Source organism: Occultella gossypii (assembly GCF_019947135.1).
In the GTDB taxonomy this organism is placed as follows: domain Bacteria; phylum Actinomycetota; class Actinomycetes; order Actinomycetales; family Beutenbergiaceae; genus Occultella; species Occultella gossypii.
In genome coordinates this window covers 490156-508049 of record NZ_JAGSHT010000010.1, presented here as the reverse complement: position 1 = coordinate 508049, position 17894 = coordinate 490156, and the positions used below count along the sequence as shown (strand labels likewise).

The following is a 17894-nucleotide window of genomic DNA, read 5'->3' as shown; positions in this document are numbered from 1 at the left end:
CCCGGTATCGGGCTCAGAGATTCATGTGGAGGATGACTGGCCGTCCGGTCCGGTCGAAGGGCGGATCCGATCGGGGTGGCTGTACACGTTCAGGCGGTCCGACCGCGAGAAGCCGATCAGCGTCAACCCCGCCCGCTCGGCCAGGTCCACGGCCAGCGACGAGGGTGCGCTGACCGCGGCGAGCATCGGAACTCCGGCCATCTGCGCCTTCTGCACAAGTTCGAAAGAGGCACGGCCGGAGACCTGCAGAACCGTGTCGGACAGCGGCAGCCGGCCCTCGCGCCAGGCCCACCCGACCACCTTGTCCACGGCGTTGTGGCGGCCCACGTCCTCCCTCACGCACAGGAGCTCGCCTGTGGCGTCGAAAAGCCCTGCGGCGTGGGTCCCGCCGGTCCTGCCGAACATGGCCTGCTCAGCGCGCAAGCGATCAGGAAGTTCGAGCAGTACCTGAAGGTCGAACATCGCGGCCGGCGGCGCAACGGGTCCGTCGAACTGTGGCATCCGGCCCAGAGCCTCGATGGAGCTCGTCCCGCAGATGCCACACGAGGACGAGGTGTACACCCGGCGTTCGGCCGTGACGGCCGGGCCGGGCACCCCGGGCGCGAGCGTGACGTCGACGATGTTGTAGGTGGCCTCACCACCGGCCGCGACCCCGGGTCCGTACCCGATCCGGGTCACGTGGTCCGGGCGGTGCAGCACGCCCTCGGAGACGAGGAATCCGGCGGCCAGGTCGAAGTCGTGCCCGGGGGTGCGCATCGTCACGGTCAATGAACGCCCGTCCACCCGCAGCTCCATCGGCTCCTCACCGGCGAGCGTGTCCGTGCGCACACGTTCGGTGCCGTCCGCGAGCAGCGTCTGCACCCGCGAGCGCTGGGTCGCCCGGGTCATCGTCGCGTCCACCCTGCTGCGGTCACGAGGCCAACGGTACGCCGCGCCTGCACCGGCGGGCGCCACCCGACGTCGCTACGATCGGAGGACATCCAGGAGGAGGACCGATGGCGAAGGCGCCGCGTACGGGCATCGACGAGAGCCAGTTGCGGGTGGGCCCGCCGAAACGCACGTCCGTCGGTGTCCCTGGCATCGCGCACGCGATGGCGGTGGCACTGGACCAGATGGGACCGGTGCGGTCCGCGCAGACCCTGCTCCGCGTCAACCAGACCGACGGCTTCGACTGCCCCGGCTGTGCCTGGCCCGAGAAGAAGGAGCGGCACACCGCCGAGTTCTGCGAGAACGGGGCCAAGGCGGTCGCCGAGGAAGCCACGAGGCGGCGAGTCCCGCCGTCGTTCTTCGTCGAGCACTCCGTCGCGGACCTGCGCACGAAGGACGACTACTGGCTCGGCCAACAGGGCCGCCTTGCCCACCCGATGATCCTCGACGCCGGCGCCACGCACTACCGGCCGATCTCGTGGGACGACGCGTTCGACGAGATCGTCGCCGAACTGCGGGCCTGCGACCCGGACGAGGCGATCTTCTACACGTCCGGCCGCACGTCCAACGAGGCCGCGTTCCTCTACCAGTTGATGGTGCGCGGCTACGGCACGAACAACCTGCCGGACTGCTCGAACATGTGTCACGAGTCCTCGGGTTCGGCCCTGGGCGAGACGATCGGGATCGGCAAGGGGTCGGTGTCACTGGAGGACGTGGAGAACGCGTCCCTGTTGATCATCGCCGGGCAGAACCCTGGCACCAACCACCCGCGGATGCTCAGCTCCCTGGAGCAGGCCAAGCGAAACGGCGCCGTGATCGTCGCGGTCAACCCCTTGCCCGAGGCCGGCCTGCTCGGCTTCCACAATCCGCAGACGGCCCTCGGGCTGACCAAGGGGATCGAACTCGCAGACGACTTCCTGCAGATCCGCCTCGGCGGCGACCAGGCGCTGTTCCAGGCTCTCGGCAAGCTGCTCCTCGAGGCGGAAGCAGACGGGCGTGCGACGGCAGGCCGCGACACCGTGCTCGATCACGAGTTCCTGCGCAGTTCGGTGAACGGGTTCGAGGCGTACGCAGCGCACGTCGGCGCGCTGGAGTGGGCCGAGGTGGAGACCGCCACCGGCCTGACCCGCGCGCAGATCGAGGGCCTTGGGGAACGGCTGCTCGCCTCGCCCGCGACCGTGGTCTGTTGGGCCATGGGACTGACCCAGCACCGGCACTCGGTGGCGATGCTGCGCGACATTGTGAACGTGCTGCTGCTGCAGGGCAACATCGGCCGCCCCGGTGCGGGCGTGTGCCCCGTGCGCGGGCACTCGAACGTGCAGGGCGACCGGACGATGGGAATCTTCGAGAGGATGCCCGCCGACTTCCACGATGCCCTGGACGCGGAGTTCGACTTCGCGTCCCCTCGCGAGCCAGGTGCGGACACGGTGGCCGCGATCGAGGCGATGCGGGACGGACACGCCAAGGTGTTCCTGGCCATGGGCGGAAACTTCATCAGGGCCACGCCCGACTCCGCAGTGACGGAAGAGGCCATGTCCCGGATGCGGCTGACAGTCCAGGTCTCCACGAAGCTGAACAAGTCGCACGCAGTCACCGGCCGCCGCGCGCTCATCCTGCCCGCACTCGGGCGCACCGACCGGGACACCCAGGCCGGCGGCGACCAACGGGTCACCGTGGAGGACTCCATGTCGATGGTGCACGCCTCCCACGGCCGGCTGGAGCCGCCGAGCCGGCACGTCCTCTCCGAGGTCTCGATCATCTGCCGGCTGGCGCGGCGATTGTTCGCGCGGCCAGATGATGCGGACGGCGACGGCGTGTCCACCGGCTCCGGTCCCACCGAAGCCGACGGGGCCGCATCCGGTCCCGTGGGCGGAGCAGCGCCGGACGCGTGGCGGCCAGAATCTGGTGTCACCCCGAGCGTCGGCGGTAGTTCGCCCACCTACTCGCCCCCACGGGTGGACTGGGCCGCGCTCGAGGGCGACTATCGGCTGATCCGCCGACACATCGAAGCGGTCGTGCCAGGCTTCGCCGACTACGAGTCCCGGATCGACGAACCTGGCGGATTCGCCCTGCCCCACCCGCCACGCGACTCACGGACGTTCGCGACGCCATCGGGACGCGCCGAGATGACAGCGAACACCCTCGACTATCCGCGGGTGCCTCCTGGCCGGCTGATCCTGCAGACGATCCGCTCGCACGACCAGTTCAACACCACGATCTACGGCAAGGACGACCGGTACCGGGGTGTGCATGGTGGCCGCCGGGTGGTCTTCGTGCACACGGACGATCTGGCTGAGGCGGGTGTCGCTGATGGAGACATGGTCGACCTGATCTCTGAGTTCGAGGGTCTCGAGCGGCGCGCGGAGGCGTTCCGTGCGATCGCCTATCCGACTGCGCGTGGCTGCGCGGCGGCGTACTTCCCCGAGACGAACGTGCTTGTGCCGCTGGGCTCCTTCGCCGAGACCTCCCGGACACCCTCGTCCAAGTCGGTGATCATCCGCATCGAGCGTGGTGACCTCGACTCGGGCACGAGCACCGACGCATACACCGGGTGATGTCGCCGGAAGGGCGGGTGATTGGGCCGCCGGGAGCCCCTTGTCCGAGGGTGAGGGCTCGAGTGATCCCAATCACAGTACGGACGGTTCCGGTTCGACGCGGTTGATGGCGCTCAGAATCAGTTGGCCGCGCGATCTGAGCGCGTCTTCGGTGACAGAGGGTGACTCTCCACTTTCGCCGGCGTGCTAGCCCTGTTACCTTGCCGTTATCAAATGGTGGCTCCGGTGACCGAGTTTCGGCTTCCGGTACCGCCATGGGTACGGGTGTTCGCTCGCACCGCGGAGTCTTGCGATGCGGAGGACGCTCGGGGTCGGGGGACCCACCTGCTCCACGACGAGGCGCGCAGCTGGTCCCAAGGTCTTTCGGGTTCTCGGTCCGGCGATGGTCTGAGCCGTGGTGTGGAAAGGTCCGGCCACGTGAGTTGCCAGGACCTCGACGTCCGAGGGTCGATCTCACCGAGATCCGCCTGAACACCGAGGGAGAACCCAAACTGTGATCAGCAGTAGAACCAGAGAACGTCGCACGAGCGGCGCTCGAGTCGCGATGGCAGCCGTGCTGCTCACGGCCGTGGGAGGTATGGCCTCGGCCACTGCCAGCCCGGCCGACACCGCGGTCCGAGACCAGCCAACCGGGCTGACGGAGTCCGGGAGTATCACAGTGCGTGAAGACGGGGCGGTGATCGACGCACTGCATGTTCGAGGCTCCATCGCAATCCAAGCGGACAATGTCACGATCAGGAACACGACCGTGACCTATGGCGGCTACCACAGCATCCGGATCTATCCCGGTGCCACGGGAACCGTCATCGAGGACTCCACAGTCGTGTGCCTCGATGGCGACCGCACCAACGGGATCGTGTTTGGCGGCTACACCGCAGAGCGCGTCGCACTTGAGGGCTGCCGGAACGGCTTCATGACTTCGGACGCCAACCCCGCGACTGTCACCGACAGCACCGTGGACGGTGTCCCATTCGAGCTGGTTCCCGGTGATGGTGGGGCTGGACCCGTCGAACCGGAGCCGACTCCTGAGCCCACCCCCGAGCCGGAGCCGACGCCGACGCCGACGCCGACGCCGACGCCTGAGCCGGAACCGACCCCCGAGCCGACGCCCACCCCTGAGCCGACGCCTGAGCCGGAACCCACACCGGAGCCGACGCCTGACCCGGAACCCACGACGCCTCCCGTGGTGGAGGGTGAGTGGCCCACGCCCGAGACGACCGGTCCGCGGTACGCATCGCAGTCCACGAGTGGATCGCTGTCCTCCTCAAGCGATGGACAGGTGATCGAGCGGGTCACGGTCAATGGCCGGCTGACCGTGAGCCACGACAACGTGGTGGTGCGAGATGTCCTAGTCAACGGGAGCGGCACGTACATGGTGCAGGTCCTGCCCACGGCCGACGGGTCATGCCCGACCAATGTGAGGTTTGAGTACGTTGAGGTCAACGGCGCGAATGCGGCGGAGAACGATATCCCCCTCTACTCGCCTGAATGCGGTTACACCTTCGATCACGGTCACGTGCACAATGTCGGCCGGGCGTCGAGAGTCGTCCACGACACGACGATCAGTAACTCGTACATCTTCTCGAATCGCACAGGAGACTCCGGCGCTCACCGCGGCGGTATCGGAAACAACGGTGGCTCCGGGAACGCGTTGATCAACAACGTGATCATGTGTGAGGGGGGCGGTTGCTCGGCCGCGCTGCCGATGTACGGCGACTTCGCACCTGTGACGGATTACCTGATCCAACACAACCTGCTGGCAACGACTGGCTCCTACTGCGCGTACGGCGGGAGCCTCGGCAGCAAGCCCTTCCCGGACGGATCCAACATCCGGTTCATCGATAACCACTTCTCGACTGCCTTTGGCCCGAACTGCGGTCGATACGGCCCGATCAGTGGCTTCGAGAACGGTGTCCGCGGGAACGTCTGGAGTGGCAACGTCTGGCATGAGACAGGTCGGCCGCTCTAGGTCACGAGCACTCTAGTCAGACATATATTCGCAACGCAGATCCATGGTCCGACTCCGGGCCATGGATCTGCGTCGTTGTAGGCGTCACAGTCCTCGATCGACCCACGGACCGCCAGCCCAATGGGCGCCGGCGGGCTGAAGATTCCGTCGGATCACCCCAGGGTGACCCCCGCGGCCCGCGTCGAATCACCCGTCGTTCACCACACGACTCCGGTCGCCGTGGCCTACTTTCGAGGAAGCCACAACCCGCCGCCGGGAGTGGGGCGTCGCGTCATGCACCGAGGTTGGCCAGTTTCCAGCCACGGTGAGGCGAGTCCGACGCCGGCAGGCTACGAGTTGGCGGCACACAGGGACGAGGAATCATGGGGCACGAAGTGGCGAGATCGATGGACAGGCTGGGTGCCGATGCCTCGGCTCTTCTAGCCCACGTCGCCCGCCCCCACGAGCGACATGTCGAGGGCCGCCCGTGAGCGGGACTGCCGCCCCGGCCGCGTCGTTGCGCACGGCGACGAGTTGGTCGTACGCGCTCTCATTGGGAAAGATGGGAATCAGCCTGGGCCTCGCTTTCGTCCTGGCAGCGATGCTCGGACCGCGGGCGTTCGGTGTCATCGCGATGGCGCTCGTGTTCATCAACTTCGTCGAGATGCTGCAGCAGCAGGGCCTCATGCCCGCGATCGTGTCCCGGAAGGTTCTTACCGACCTGCATGCTGACACGGCGTTCTGGCTCGTGACTGGCGTCGGCCTGGTCTGCACGATCGCCGCTGTCGTCTCAGCGTCCTGGTGGGCGGACGTCAACGGCCTTCCCGAGCTGGCCGCCGTCATTCGGATTCTTGCGCTCACCGTGCCACTGACGTCGACGGTGGTCATTCACGAGGCGCTTCTTCGTCGTCGGCTCGCGTTCAAGCAGTTGACCATTCGAACCTGGGTGTCTCTGATCGCCGGTGGAATCGCCGGTCTGGTCGGCGCGATCCTGGGCCTCGGGGTCTGGGCATTGGTGCTCCAACAAGTCGTCACGTCGATCGTGGCGGTCATCGTGCTCTGGACGGTGTCGCCCTGGCGTCCCAGATTCCGGGTAGACCGCGTGTCGGCACGGGAACTTTGGTCCTATTCGACCCGCGCAGCTAGCTCCAGCCTTGGCCTCTTCATCGGCGGCCGTGTTGACGTCCTCTTGACCGGTGTCCTCTTTGGGCCCGTCGTTGTCGGTCTGTACCGGCTCGCCCAGAGGTTGACCTCGACAGCCGTCGACGTGACGGCACGTGGCATGCAGGCGGTCGCGTTGCCTGGGCTCGCTGGTGTTCAGGACGATCGAATCGCGTTCGCGGCCAGGTTGTTGCGCATGCAACGGATCACCACGGCGCTGGCGTTGCCGCTGCTCGGATTGCTCGCAGGCGCAGCGGGACCCGTCGAGGAGATTCTCGGTCCCGAGTGGGATGGCACTGCCACAGCGATCCGATTGCTCACGATCATGCAGGCTTTCGCGGCAATCTCGCTTCTGCTTGGGCCAGCACTGCAGGCGTGGAACAGGCCGGGCACGCTGTCAATCGTGATCTGGGCCACTAGCGCGCTGAAGGTTCTCGCGCTGGTCGGAGCCGCCTGGGCTGCTGACGAGGCGATTGGTCTCATCGCCCTCTGCGTCGCGATGATCGTCGCCACGGCCATTGGCTCGGTCGTGATCGTCGTGGTCTCCTCCAGAGTCCTGCGCGTACGACTGACGGCCATGCTCCTGGCTTGGCTGCCCGGTGCCGTCGGTGGGCTCGCCGCAGTTGCCGTGACGGGGGGCGTCGTGCAGTTGGTTGCGCTGCCGGCTCTGTTCGAGTTGCTCATAGCCGGTGTCGTCGGCTCCCTCGTCGCAGGACTGATTCTCTGGGCATTGGCGCCCGAGATTCGGAGCACCGTCGGAAGCCTGCGGGCACGACTGCGCCGATCCCCCAGGCCCGCAGACCACGAGCCCATTCCGGTCACAGTCGAGAGCGAACCCGTGCGGGAGCGAGCATGAGGCGCCGAGCCATGCAGCGGCGGAGCAAGGTGCGAGTGACGCTTGTGCTGGTTGTTAGCAGTGCACTGCTAGGCGGATGTGCGTCCGGGCCAGTGAGCAAGGATGGGCCGGAACGTGTGGCCTCGGGGGACGTGGTCCACACGGTCGCGGACTTCCCCACGATGGGAAGCACAGGGCCACTTGTTCCGGAGTCGTCGCTGGAGCCCTCAGATTCCGTTTCGTCCGAGGAAGACGGCCAGGTTATCGAGGGCCTGGAGGTGGACGGGCGTGTGCGGGTGCAGCACGACAACGTCATCGTGCGAAATGTTCGCATCAACCACATCGCCACCGGACCGGGACAGTACGCCCTGCTCATCGAGGAGAGTCCGGACGGTACCTGCCCAACCGGCGTCGTCATCGAGAACATCGAGATCGTCGGCGATCCGGCCGTCCTTGTTGATGATGCCAAGGCCGTCTACGCGCCGTGCCCGTTCACTCTTGAAAACTCTCGAATCTTCGGTGTTGGTACCGGTGTGCGCCTGACTTCCGACTCCGTGATTCGCGGCAACTTCATCTTGGCTGATTTCAGTACGGAGGGTTCCGACACCCACCGGTCAGCGATCGGGATCAACGGAGGGTCTGGCAACGTCATCGAGGGAAACACGATCACCTGTGGCGGTCCGGGTTGCTCAGGAGCCTTTGTGATGTACGGAGACTTTCAGCAGATCAGCGACATCCTCGTGACTGGGAACCTCTTCAACACAACCGGCTCCTATTGCACCTACGCGGGCTCGCTTGATTCAAAAGAGTTCCCGGTCGCAAGCAATGTTCGATACATCGATAACACATTTGGACGGACGTTCTTCGACACCTGCGGCCGGTACGGCCCGGTGGCGGGCCGTGACAGCGACGGTGGGCCAGGGTTCGTCTGGGAGGGCAATGCATGGGAAGGGACGGGTGAAGATGTACCGATCTCGTGAGATCACACCTTGGCTGGGGACGCACCAATGAACGCGACCGTCGGCGTCCTCGGCGGAATGGGACCCATGGCGACAGTGGAGGCCTTTCGACGGATCACGATGGCGACGCCAGCCGACATCGATCAGGACCACCTTCATGTCATCGTCGACTCCGACCCGTCTGTTCCGGACCGCACGCGGGCGTTGCTCGAGGGCGGCGAAGATCCTCGTCCGTACCTTCTCCGGAGCGCGGACCGGCTCGTCGGGGCGGGAGCCGAGGTCATTTGCATGCCTTGCAATACCGCCCATGCGTACTACGACTGGCTGCAGGCGCGTGTGCCTGTGCCTATCGTCAACATGATCACTGAGACCGTCCGGATCGCATCGTCGTCCGGTCGGAGCAACTTCGGGCTGCTCGCCACAGCCGGAACCTGCGCAACGAACGTATACGGCTCGGCCTTCGCCGACGCGGGCCTGCGGTTGCTGCAGCCACAGGTAGACGAACAAGCCAGGGTTAGCAGGGGCATCGCCCGGATCAAAGCCGGCGACCTTGACGTGCTTGATGACTTCAGTAGGATCGCCGACCGCTTGCTTTCGCAAGGGGCCGTGGCCCTGGTGCTGGGTTGCACCGAGATCTCGCTCGTCGCCGACGAGTTGGCTCTACGCTATCCAATCATTGACGCGCTAGGAGTTCTTGTCGCTGCTACGATCGCGCGTGCCACCGGTCCGACGTCCATGGCCGTAATCAACGGTCCGGAGGGGGCAAGCGATGTCGCATGAAGCGCTGCTCGTCACTGGCCCACCCGGCCAGGATGCGGCGCCCCGTCGGCGTGCTCTGGTGGCCGAGGCTGCGCGCCGCCTGCCTCGACCCAGTTCGGTGCGAATCTTGGAGGGCGACACCTACTGCATCGCACTTGCGGACACACATCCGGCCGGGGGTACCTTCGCTAGCTTTGAGGAGCGACCCGGTGGGGGCGCCACCCTGGTTGTCGCGACTACTCGGGTCGGCATCGATCACGCTGGGATTGGTGCGGATTCCTCCAGCGCGGGCTCGGAGGCGGGGCACATCGCGATCGAGCTGGAACCGGGCGGAGTCGCCACGGTCCGGGCGGATGGTGCAGCGTTCCTGCCGGGATATTGGGCAGAGGTCGACCAGAGTTTCGTATTCTCCACCCACCTCGCGTCGCTCGTCAGCCTTGGACTTCCCGCGGACATCGATGAGCAGGGTTTGTCTGAGTACTTGGTGACGCTCCATCCACTCGGTGATCGCACAGTCCTCAGGAACGCAAGGATCCTCGGTGCTGGCGCGATCGTTCGATGGCAGCTTGGGTCCGAGACTCGAGTCACGACCGATCCACTCTTCACCCCGACGGACGACAGACTCAGTGACTCCGAGGCAATCGAGGAGTTCGGGCGCGTCTGGCGAGCGATCATCGGGGACATCGCGACGCGAACTGTGGACGAACGGCCTTTGCTCGGCCTCAGTGGAGGTCTGGACAGCCGCGCGATCGCAGTGCAGGCCGTCGAAATGGGATTCCGACCGATGTCCTACACGTACGGCTCAAGCGGCACGTACGAGGGTCGAATCGCAGCTCGGCTGGCCGGTGACTTGGAGCTACCACACGTCGTGATCCCTGTTACCGACCGTGACGTGCTCCGTGGTGCCCCTGAAGCGTTCTCTCTTCTCGACGGTGCCCACAGCCCTGGTGAGATGTACGAGCTCTGGTTCCGGGACAGACTGGCAAGCATGACCGGCTCGATCATCAACGGCCTCGCCGGTGGTCCTTTGTGGGGCGACGACAAGGGCTTGGGTGTGCGTGGTGCGGGCGAGGCTCTCGAGCGTCAGTGGCATCGGTACGCCGGTGAGGCGAACACCATTGGCCGGTTCGTGGAACCGAGCCTTGGCAGGGACCTGTCGGGGCTGGTGAGGTCCGGTCTGAACGACTCGATGTCGGACTGGGATATGGACGCACGTGGCGACATGGTGATTTTCTGGAAGTTCGCGAACCGGCAAACCAGATGGGGCGGCATGCTGATCAACGCCCTCAGGCGAATCGGGATCCGCACCGAGGCCCCGTTCCTCGATGCTCGCTTCCTGACATTTGCCGCTCGATTGACAACGGACCAACGCCGCAATGGGAACTTGTACCTGCGCGCGCATCGGGAGCTGTTCCGGAAGGCGGCCGGGATCCCCCGGAGCGACGACGGCAACTCGCCGAACGGACTTGACCATGTCTACTGGTCCGGAGACACGTCCTATCTCCGTCAATTGGCTGAGCTGACTCGATCGCACCCCATCTCCGGAGCTCGGCGGGCGCTCAGGCGTGTGGAGCAGGTCGGCGCGGACTGGCTCAGCGACCACACGCCTGTCGATGGCCCCGCGCGTAGCGTAGAGGCACGGCGTACGGTATTTCCGGCGGACCTCTGGCTGCGTACGCGTCCGTCGTACTCCGAACGACTTCTGGAATTGGTCGAGGGAGCCGTAGCGAACCCGATCTTCTCGGCACCTGCTCTGGAATCAGCGGTCCTAAGCGTTCGGAGCGGGCGTCCCAATGTGGGGGCGCTAACTCTCGCCAAGATCGCGACGGCACATGCGTGGTCCGTGGACTACGAGAACCGCGCCGCCGCGCTGACGTAGCGGTTCACGGCGGTTTCGGCGTCGATGACGTCTACCAATGAGGAGGCGTCGCTGATGCTCTCCCTGTGGGGGCTTCCCGGCAGGCGGTTCCTCGGCGATCGGAGTATCGATCTCCGCGTGGTCGGTCTCAGCCCAGATACTGCGGCTGCTGTGCCAGATCCAGAGCCCGGGCGGGTCCACCTAGGAGACCTCGAACGTGGCGGAGACCCGCGCCCAGGCTCATTCGCTCGATGAGTCGGAGCACCTGGCCAGCGATCCCATGAGCATCGCTGCCACGGCTGCAGCCGCACTCCTCGTCTTCGTGGCTCCCCCTCGGATCAGATCGTCTCCAAACGGGTAGTCACGACGACCAGCGTTCGAGTGGTGGGCACTCCTCAGACGCCGGTCGGTGACTGAAGGATTGCTTCGTGTCGGCGGTCCCGCGGATCGCCGCCGATTCCCAGGAGCGCGCGGAACGCGGCGCGATGCGTGGGTCTGCCCAGAGCGGCACGGACGCCTTCGTTGAGGACCTGAACCATCCAGTATGCCGTCGATCGGATCGGATCATGTCGCTTCCGGTACAGACGCATCCGGCTCGTGGCGACAAGACTCCAGAGGAAGGGTGATCTGCTCATGTCTCCGCCGGGGTGTCGGACAGTTGCTCGTGGCGTGAAGTAGAGCCGGTATCCAAGGTCCCGCATCCGGAGGGAGTAGTCAGTCTCCTCGGAGTAGAGGAAGAACTGCTCGTCCCATGGCCCGACAGCGTCGATCGCACGCCGTGGGAGGAACATGGCCGCACCGGTGGCCCAGTCGGCCGTGGCCCCTTCGGTGTAGGCAGAAGGGTCGCGGATCATGTCGCCAAGCGGTGCGTAACGGGCTGCTCGATGACCACCGAGCACGGACTCACCCACAGCACGGAGCAGGGTGGGCTCGCGACGGAGTGAGAACTTGAGCCTGCCCTCGGCGTTCTGAATCATGGGGGCGGCGACTCCGACCATGGGGTCGCTCTCGACGACGTCGAGGAGGACCCGGACGCTGTCCGCGGCCGGGACCGCGTCGGGATTGAGGATGTACGTGCCGCGTTTGCCGAGCCCACGCGCATAGCCGAGGTTGATGCCTCCGGCGTACCCCAGGTTCTCGTTGGACCGCACCAGCCGGACCCACGGGGCGATCGTCTCGACGAGGTCCGCCGTGCCGTCACTGGACGCGTTGTCGACGATGGTGACGGCCGTGGAGTCGATGCCGCGCAGCGCGTCCGGGAGTGCTCTCAGGAACTCCTCGATGATGTCGGCTGCGTTGTACGTCACCGCGATCACGACAACGTGGGGCTCCGAACCGTTGTCGGTGCCGACCTCGTTCGATGTAGGAGCGGGCACCGGCACCTGCGTCACCACTGAGCCGGCCTGCCCGTCATCGTTCTCAGTCGTCGCTGCGCCGACTTCAACTTCTTCCGCCAGCCGCTGTAGGCCCGCGGGTCGAGCGAGGCGCTCTGCAGCACGGCGGCGCTCTGAACGAGTTGCGCGGTCCAGTCGGCGACGGTCTGCACCCCGTTGGCCTGTGCGGACAACGGCATCCGTTCACGGAGGTCGGCATCCGTGTGGATGAGCGTGTGCTCGGACCGCGGGTCATCCATGTGGTCCTCGGGGACGAACGGGTAGTAGAACCCGTTGACGGCTCCACCGCGAGCCAGCCGGATGCAGTAGCCCGTGAATGATTCCTCCGGTCCCAAGTAGCCGTGCCGTTCGGTGAGCGCTCGGGACAGCAGGTAGCCACTTCCCTGCACCCACAGGTTGCGCATCAGCTGATGGCCGCCGTTGAAGGTCTGGATCTTCTTCTTCGCCAACTCCGGTCGGGAGTCTTCGGCTGGATGGCGCCAGCTTCCGATGACGCCGAACTCCGGGTTGGCCTCGTGCGCGTCGGCGAAGGTGTCGAGCCACCCCGGTGCCACCCGACAGTCGTCGTCGACCTTGGAGACGAACCGAGCCGTCGACTCGCGCCACAGCCACGTGGTGGGCTCGCGAAGCTTCACGTTCTCGCGGCTGTGGTGGTACCGGTGCACGCGCGGGTCGGTGGTGAACGGTCGCAGGGCCTCGATCGTTGCCTCGTCGTCTCCGTTGTGCCAGAGCCAGACCCGGTCCTGCTCACCCAGTGTCTCGAGCAGCCTCGGCAGACTCAGGTGCAGGTACCCGGCACTCTTGTAGGTGATCATCAGGATGTCTGCCCGATGTGACACGTCAGCGTTCCTCTCGGATGAACTCGGGTCGGCGCAGGCCCCGCACCTTGATCCGCCGCACGGTCCCCGCGAAGGACGAGACCTTCTGGCTCATCCCGAGTTTGAGCCACAGCCGGAAGGTAGGGAGCCCGCGAAAGGTGGGCGTACCCACTCGGGCGAGTCGTAGCGTCAGCAGACGTCCCCAGAGCGCGCCCCTGGTGGACTCGAGGCTCGGCTGTGACGCGGGCAGTTTGTCGAGCGGGAGCGGGCCGCCCTCGATTGCTCCGTCTGCGAGCGCTTGGAGCAGGGCCGCGCGTCCGCGCTCGGTGCGCACAACGACGAGCGAACGACCGTCCTGGCCCTCGGTGCGGCGATACCAGGGGTCGCCGACGGACAGATCGGCGAACTCACCGGTGTGGTCCGGACAGATCATGCAGCGCCACTGACGCCGCTTCGTCAGCGAGCCCCAAGACTCTGCGTAGCTGAGCGACCGGGTGTCTCCGGAGCGGGTCCGAAGCCGGAACTCGCCCGGCCATCCTTCGCCTCGGTAATCCAGGCGTTCGACGTCCGCCGGATCGATACCAAGACCACGGACCAGGTCCGCGGTCCCGGCTGTGGAGGGGGTGCCGGCGCAGAAGATCCCGATCGTCAGGCCGACCTTCTCGGCCAGTTCCGGGCGACGATCCGCGGCTGCGCGAGTCGCGGCGATATCGCACGGCTTCCCGACCACGACACTCGGTCCCTCGGCGGACTCGACCAGGTCGAGGCGCTCGCACGGGTCGGCCGGCGAGTACCGGGACCCCGCAGCCGAGACGATGTCCGCGTAGCTGCGGTTCAGCCGGGTCTCGTTGAGGATCGGCGCGTCCGCGCGTGCCTGCACCTGCAGGGCTCCGACGGCGGCCCCAGAGGTCACCGCATGCGCTGCCAGGGCGCTGACGACCCCACCTGACGAGCCTCGGTGCCGGACGTCCGGGTCCGTGGCCCAGCATTCGTAGAGGTCGAGGATCGGCCCCCACTCGCCACCGAACGGCGCGTCCTTGAGGGTTGCCTCGTCGTGCTGTAGCGCGCGGCCCGGGCAGGCAGCGAGTGCGTCTCCGGCTACCCCGGAGGTGATGCCGACAATGGGCAGGGGGCGGATACCGACGCCGTCGACGTCAGCCATCCGCAGGGCGTCCGGGCGCAGGTAGGCGCACACTCCGCAGCCCGTGCACAGGTGTGCGTCGACCACGGCATCGATGCTGTCGAGGCGGGCGTTCACGCGATCACATTCACGGCGTCGGACTTGGACCAACCGGCCACGGCGGCCAGGACGTCCCGGAGCTGTCGCTGCGACTCATCGACGACCGGGGGCATGGTCCGGGCGAGTTCGTCGCGGAGCCGGGAACGTGAGGTGAAGGAGTCCGCCATCGCGGCGACGGCCTTATCTCCCGCAACGCGACGCGCATCGGCGACCTGTGAGCCCATGCCGCAACTGTCGAAGACGCCCTGGGTCTTGTCGCTGTATGCGTAACCGAAGGTCGGGGTACCGGTCGAGAGAGAACCGATCGTGGAGTGCATCCGGCTCCCGACGAACCAGTCCATCCGGGAGATGCACCACTTCAGCTCGGCTGCGTCGAGGGTTGCCGGGACGGTGCTGGTGCGCGCAACCTCGGCCTCGTCGAGGCCGGCCCGCACGGCCTCGATGCCCGCCACGTCGCTCTCGCCCGCACCGCCGGGCAGGTGCACGTGCGGCACGAACACCACGTGCGCGCCATCCTTGATCAGCTGCCGCACCAGGCTCGTCATCGTCTCGATGTAGTCACCCGCGAGGCCGAAGCGTTCGTGGCCCGATCGGTCGCGCAGGAGTCCGCTCACGTTCACGCCGGCGAGGACCTCACCTTCGAGGGCGGCGAGGGACCGGACGGCCTCACTGTCGGGTTCGCGTGGCTCGAGCGCGAACGCCACATCGACGCCGCGGCGCAACCGCGACGTGTCGGCGTCGGGACCGGCCAGTTCGAGCAACTGGGTATGACTCCACTCGTCGCGCGCGTAGGCGATGGCCGAGGCCCGCACCAGGCGCTCGGCCTTCCGGCGTCCCTCCTGGGTCGTGAACGGGCCGTACGTCTGCGGCAGCAGGATCAAAGGCCGACCGGCCCGGAGGGCTGCCTCCTTCGGTTCAGAGACCGAAGCGAGCCGGGTCGGCCCGTAGAGGTCGGTGAAGCTATCACCGGCGGAGATGTCCAGGATCGCGTCCGCGTCCGTGAACCGACGTGCAGCCGGGTTCAGCTGGGGGGCGAACCGCTGCGCGAGGCGGATCTGCGCCCAGCTCTCGGGCCGGTGCCACCGTCGGGAGAGCCGCACGCCGAGGTACTCGACGTCCGCGTCGGGGTACCGGCCGCTCGATTCCGCGCGACGCCCCCAACCATCGTCGAGGATCGTGAGTCGACTCCCCGGTGACTCCCGCTGGACGGCATCGGCAACTGACCGACCGAGCGCCTCGACCCCCCGGTTGCCATTGCCGATCGCAGCGCCGGCCAGAACCACTCGTAGACTCCTCACTTGCTCAAGTATGGAGGTGGGGCTGTTTCTTCGGGGGCCGTTCGCGGTCCGATTCCAAGTCGATCCCGATCAGACCAGCGTGCCGAGCAGTCCCTGCAACCCGAGGCTCGTGCCCATCACGATCAGCCACAGCAGGCCGCCGAGGAGCAGGGGGGTAGCACCCGCTCGGCGCAGCGCGGGCAGGTCGGTACCCAGGCCTATCGCGGCTAGCGCCATGGTGATCAGGAAGGCCGCGACGGACGCGATCGTCGGCTGGGCGGCAGCAGGAATGAGGCCGAGCCCGTTCCCTCCGGCCACCGCGAGGAAGCCGACCAGGAACCACGGCACCAGGCGCCACAACCGGGGCGATGTGGCTGCACCTGGCTCGGCGGGATCCGCTGCGAGCCGGTCGCGCCGGCTGACCAGCGCCGCCAGGATGGCGACGATCGGGATGATCGCAAGCGTCCGGGTCAGCTTGACCACCACCGCCGTGTCCGCGGCCCCGTCTCCGAAGCTGGTCGCGGCGGCCACCACCGAGGACATGTCATTCACGGCGGTCCCGGCGAGCAGCCCGAAGCCCTCCGGGCTCATCCCGAGAAGGTGGCCGAGCGGCGGGAGGGCGAGCACGGCTGCGATGTTGAACACGAACACCGTGGACAGCGCGTAGGTCACCTTCGTCCCCGTCGGCCGCAGCACCGGGGTGACGGCGGCGATCGCCGACGCGCCGCAGATCGCGGTGCCGACGCCGATCAGGGTGCGCAGGTCCGAGTCCACACGCAGCGCCCGGCCGAGGAGTGCGGCACCGGCGAGTGCGGCGACGAGCGTGCCGATCATCACCGGCAGGCCGCTCGCGCCCACCTCCACAACTTGCCGGATCGAGAGCTGCGCGCCGAGCAGCACCACCGCACACTGCAACAACAGGCGGCTCGCCGTGGTCAGCCCGGGCCCGATCGCTGGGTGGTGGGCGACCTTCGGCGCGCACACGCCCACCAGCGCGCCCACCAGCACCGCGAACACCGGACCGCCGACCAGCGGCACCACCTGCCCGACGGCGGTCGCCACAACGGCGATCAAGGCAGCGAGAAGTAGCCCAGGGAGGCGGGAGCGGTGCCAACGAACGGATTGCGCCGTCGGCGTGGGGGAGCGGAGCACAGATCCAGCGTGACGCCACCGGCGACCGAGCGGTACCTACCAGTTCACGAGATATCCATAGGCATAGGCTATGGACAAGACGACAGGGAGGAGGGCCATGCCCACCACGGTGCCTACTGACCTCAGCCTCGACGCACTGCGGCTGCTGGTGCTGGTCGCCGACCACGGCAGCATCTCCGCCGCGGCCCGCGTCGAGCAGATCTCGCAGCCCTCGGCCAGCAACCGGATCAAGCAGCTCGAGCGCCGCCTCGGCCTGGAGCTCCTGGACCGGCGCAGCCGCGGTGCCGAACTCACCGAGCATGGGCGGATGGTGACGGGCTGGGCCCGCGCCGTCGTCGAGGCCGCGGGTGTGCTCGTCACCGGGGCCCGGGCACTGGCCGCCGAGAGCGAGGGTGACGTGGCGATCGCGGCCAGCCAGACCGTCGCCGAGTACCTGGTGCCGATCTGGCTGGCGCGGTTCCGGGCGCTGGACCCCGAGGCGCGGGTGCGCCTGCGGGTCGCGAACTCCCGCGACGTGATCGCCGCGCTCCGAGGGAGGGAGATCGACCTCGGATTCGTGGAGGGTCCGACGGTGCCGACCGACCTGGTTCGGCGCCGGGTCGGTGCCGACCGGCTCCTGCTGGTGGTCGCACCCGGCCACCCGCTGACGCGGCGGCGCCGGCCGGTGGGCGCCGAGGAACTGGCCGAGCTGCGCCTGGCCTCGCGCGAGGCGGGGTCCGGCACCAGGGACGCTCTCGGCTGGGCCCTCGGTCGCGAACTCGAACCCGGCGTCGAGCTCGACTCCAACGCCGCCGTCAAGGTTGTGGTCGCCTCAGGTGCCTACCCCGCGGTGATCAGCGAGCTCGCCGTGGCCGCGGAGCTGCGGGACGGGCGCCTCGTCTCGGTCCCGGTGACGGGCGTGGACCTGACCCGGACCCTGCACGCGATCTGGCGCCGAGGATGGCGCCCGCCGGCGGCGATCGAGGACTTCCTCGCCGTGGTGCTCGGGAGGCGTTGAATCTCATCTGAAAG

Annotated in this window: 13 protein-coding genes; 7 read left to right on the top strand and 6 right to left on the bottom strand. The window is 67.2% G+C overall.

Annotated elements, in window-relative coordinates:
• Positions 1-21: 21 nt before the first annotated feature.
• A complete protein-coding gene (gene fdhD, locus KCQ71_RS11300; RefSeq protein ID WP_223405851.1) occupies positions 22-888 on the bottom strand; it encodes a formate dehydrogenase accessory sulfurtransferase FdhD in 867 nt (288 codons plus the stop codon).
• A 107-nt stretch (positions 889-995) separates the two neighbouring features.
• On the opposite strand from fdhD, the gene KCQ71_RS11295 reads away from it, so the two are divergent.
• The 6 genes from KCQ71_RS11295 to KCQ71_RS11270 all read left to right on the top strand — a co-directional run bounded on the left by KCQ71_RS11295 (position 996) and on the right by KCQ71_RS11270 (position 11023).
• Positions 996-3482: an FdhF/YdeP family oxidoreductase gene (locus KCQ71_RS11295; RefSeq protein WP_223405849.1), complete on the top strand. Its 2487-nt coding sequence runs from the start codon at positions 996-998 to the stop codon at positions 3480-3482.
• 676 nt (positions 3483-4158) lie between these two features.
• Positions 4159-5451 carry a hypothetical protein gene (locus KCQ71_RS11290; protein ID WP_223405847.1) on the top strand — a complete coding sequence of 431 codons (1293 nt, stop codon included), beginning with the start codon at positions 4159-4161 and terminating at the stop codon, positions 5449-5451.
• Positions 5452-5917: 466 nt separating this feature from the next.
• Complete coding sequence (locus KCQ71_RS11285; RefSeq protein ID WP_223405846.1) at positions 5918-7447, top strand: oligosaccharide flippase family protein; 1530 nt, start codon at positions 5918-5920, stop codon at positions 7445-7447.
• Positions 7448-7539: 92 nt separating this feature from the next.
• Entirely contained in the window at positions 7540-8406 is an 867-nt protein-coding gene (locus KCQ71_RS11280; RefSeq protein WP_223405844.1) for a right-handed parallel beta-helix repeat-containing protein, read from the top strand.
• A 27-nt stretch (positions 8407-8433) separates the two neighbouring features.
• Positions 8434-9165 (top strand): cysteate racemase, encoded by a 732-nt coding sequence (gene cuyB, locus KCQ71_RS11275; RefSeq protein WP_223405842.1) that lies wholly within the window; start codon positions 8434-8436, stop codon positions 9163-9165.
• Positions 9155-11023, top strand: coding sequence for an asparagine synthase-related protein (locus tag KCQ71_RS11270; RefSeq protein WP_223405840.1), 1869 nt, complete (start codon positions 9155-9157; stop codon positions 11021-11023). Before cuyB ends, KCQ71_RS11270 begins: the two co-directional genes overlap by 11 nt.
• 374 nt (positions 11024-11397) lie before the next feature.
• Here the strand turns inward: KCQ71_RS11270 and KCQ71_RS11265 are convergent, their stop codons facing one another.
• From KCQ71_RS11265 to KCQ71_RS11245, 5 genes are all read right to left on the bottom strand, one after another.
• Entirely contained in the window at positions 11398-12318 is a 921-nt protein-coding gene (locus tag KCQ71_RS11265; RefSeq protein ID WP_223405907.1) for a glycosyltransferase family 2 protein, read from the bottom strand.
• A 71-nt stretch (positions 12319-12389) separates the two neighbouring features.
• The gene (locus tag KCQ71_RS11260) at positions 12390-13235 is read right to left on the bottom strand and encodes a glycosyltransferase (protein WP_223405838.1); all 846 of its coding nucleotides are present in this window, start codon (positions 13233-13235) and stop codon (positions 12390-12392) included.
• Between the two features lies 1 nt (position 13236).
• On the bottom strand, positions 13237-14472 hold the full coding sequence (locus KCQ71_RS11255; protein ID WP_223405836.1) for a Coenzyme F420 hydrogenase/dehydrogenase, beta subunit C-terminal domain: 1236 nt from the start codon (positions 14470-14472) through the stop codon (positions 13237-13239).
• Positions 14469-15752 carry a polysaccharide pyruvyl transferase family protein gene (locus tag KCQ71_RS11250; RefSeq protein ID WP_223405834.1) on the bottom strand — a complete coding sequence of 428 codons (1284 nt, stop codon included), beginning with the start codon at positions 15750-15752 and terminating at the stop codon, positions 14469-14471. The genes KCQ71_RS11255 and KCQ71_RS11250 overlap by 4 nt, the downstream gene beginning before the upstream one ends.
• 69 nt (positions 15753-15821) lie before the next feature.
• Entirely contained in the window at positions 15822-16883 is a 1062-nt protein-coding gene (locus KCQ71_RS11245; RefSeq protein ID WP_223405833.1) for a YeiH family protein, read from the bottom strand.
• A 97-nt stretch (positions 16884-16980) separates the two neighbouring features.
• Between KCQ71_RS11245 and KCQ71_RS11240 the strand changes: the two genes are divergently transcribed.
• Positions 16981-17880 (top strand): LysR substrate-binding domain-containing protein, encoded by a 900-nt coding sequence (locus KCQ71_RS11240; protein ID WP_223405831.1) that lies wholly within the window; start codon positions 16981-16983, stop codon positions 17878-17880.
• Positions 17881-17894: the final 14 nt, after the last annotated feature.